Consider the following 2119-nt stretch of genomic DNA (forward strand, 5'->3'; position numbering starts at 1 on the left):
ACCCCGAAGGTTGATTGTGCTGACGGTTCGGGGGTGCTTGTCAAGGCGGGAAAGATGCCTTGACAAGCACCCCCGAACCGCAGGGAGGCTTCGTATCGGGGTTGGGGGAGGGGCTGGGTGCCTCGATTGTTGGGTGCGTCCGCGGCGGTTTGTGAGTGGGCGCACGGCTTGAGTGCCCGACGAGTTTGCGTACGCGGGTGCCGGTTCGGAGTCCGTGAAGGGCTCCTTGAGGGAATCTAATTCCGTGAAGGGGCCCCTCACAGACTTGCGCTGGTCGTGAGGGGAACCCTGAGGGACTCAGAGTCCGTGAGGGTTCCCCTCACGGACCGTCGTCAGCGGGTGGGGCGGCGCGGGGGTTCGCAGCAGGCGACAGCGCAGGGGGCGCCGTTGAGGGTGCAGCCAGCGGCCGGGAAGGACGAGAGTTTCCGGGCGGGGGCGTCGGCCAGGTGTTCGCGGACCAGTTCGACCACCATTTCGGCGAACCTCGGGTCCGCGTCCGGCGTTGCGGCGCGGGCGAAGGCCATGCCGTGTTCGGCGGCTCGGTCGGCGGCTTCGTTGTCCAGGTCCCAGATTACTTCCAGGTGATCCGCGACGAAGCCGATCGGGCTGACCACTACCGAGTCCACACCCTGGGCGTGCAGGGCGTCGATGTGGTCGACGACGTCCGGTTCCAGCCACGGGATCTGCGGCGGGCCGGACCTGGACTGCCAGACGACGTCGTACTCGGCGATTCCTGCTTCGGCGGCCACGAGGCGGGCGGCTTCGGCGATCTGGCTCGAGTAGCGGCGGCCGCCTTCCGAGGGCGGGCCGGAGGCCAGGTCGGCGCTTTCCGGGATCGAGTGGGCGGTGAAAACCGTGCGGGTCCCGGGGCGGTCGCCGAGTTGCGCGTGGGCTGCGCGGACTGCGTCGGCGACTGCGGAGACGAACAGCGGGTGGTCGAAGAATTGGCGCAGCTTGACCAGTTCTGGCGCATCGTCGCCGACTGCGGCGCGGGCTCGTTCGATGTCCTCGTCGTACTGGCGACACGCGGAGTAGCCGCCGTACGCGCTCGTCGGGAACACCAGCGCGCGGCGGACGCCTGCGTCCTTCATTCCGGCCAGGGTGTCCTCGACCATCGGCGCCCAGTTGCGGTTGCCGAAGTGCACCGGAAGCTCAATGTTCTCGGCCGCCAACTGCTTCTCGACCGCAGCGATCGCGGCCCGGTTGAGCCGGTTGATCGGCGAGACCCCGCCGAAGTGCTGGTAGTGCTCGGCGACCTCGAGCAACCGCTCGCGCGGCACGCCCCGGCCCCTGGTGACGTTCTCCAGGAACGGCATCACCTCGTCGGGCCCCTCCGGACCGCCGAACGAAAGCCATAGCAACGCGTCGTAACCCACGGTGCTCATCCTGCCCCTGTGGCGCCCCGCACGCCTCGGCGGCCCGGTTGTGTATCGAGCTGTCTAAAATGTGTTAGCGTTGGTCGCATGCCGAGGCCACGCGAGTTCGACGAGACCGAAGCGCTCGAAGGCGCCATGAACGCCTTCTGGGCGCGGGGATACGAAGCGACCTCGACCGAGGACCTGTGCACCGCGACCGGACTAGGGCGCAGCAGCATCTACAACACGTTCTCCAGCAAGCACGAACTGTTCCGCCGCGTGCTCGACCACTACTCCCACCGCGGCATCCGCCTACGGGAAACACTCCTGGACAACGCCCCAGACGGCCTAGGCGCGATCCGCCTGCTCCTCGCCTCAACGATCGACGACGAACTCGAAAACGGCAGGCGAGGCTGCCTGATGGTGAACACCATCGCCGAATTCGGCACCACAGATCCAGAGTTCGCCGCGCAAGTAAACGCGGACACGGAAGCCCACCTGTCGGCGCTGACCCACTTCGCCCGCACCGGCCAAGCGGACGGCAGCGTCACCCGCGACCGCGACGCCACCGACATCGCAAACTTCATCCACGCCACCGTGTCCGGCCTCCGAACAATGTCCCGACGCGGAGCAGAACAAAAAGCGCTGACGTCAGTAGCAGAAATCGCAACAAGCGCAATCGCCAAACGCTAACCACCCGCAACACCAAAACCACCGCCCCTCACCCCACCAACCCGCAACCGCAGCCGACGCACCCAACAATC

2 protein-coding genes are annotated in these 2119 nt (G+C 67.0%); one reads left to right on the top strand and one right to left on the bottom strand.

All coding sequences use genetic code 11. The features are described 5' to 3' along the window. Positions 1–332 precede the first annotated feature (332 nt). Positions 333–1376, bottom strand: a complete 1044-nt coding sequence (locus D0D37_RS46240; protein WP_116206888.1) for a ferrochelatase — start codon at positions 1374–1376, stop codon at positions 333–335. 87 nt (positions 1377–1463) lie between these two features. On the opposite strand from D0D37_RS46240, the gene D0D37_RS46245 reads away from it, so the two are divergent. Next, the gene (locus D0D37_RS46245) at positions 1464–2048 is read left to right on the top strand and encodes a TetR/AcrR family transcriptional regulator (protein WP_116206889.1); all 585 of its coding nucleotides are present in this window, start codon (positions 1464–1466) and stop codon (positions 2046–2048) included. The last annotated feature ends 71 nt before the right edge of the window (positions 2049–2119 follow it).

The organism is Amycolatopsis circi, assembly GCF_003385235.1.
GTDB lineage: Bacteria > Actinomycetota > Actinomycetes > Mycobacteriales > Pseudonocardiaceae > Amycolatopsis > Amycolatopsis circi.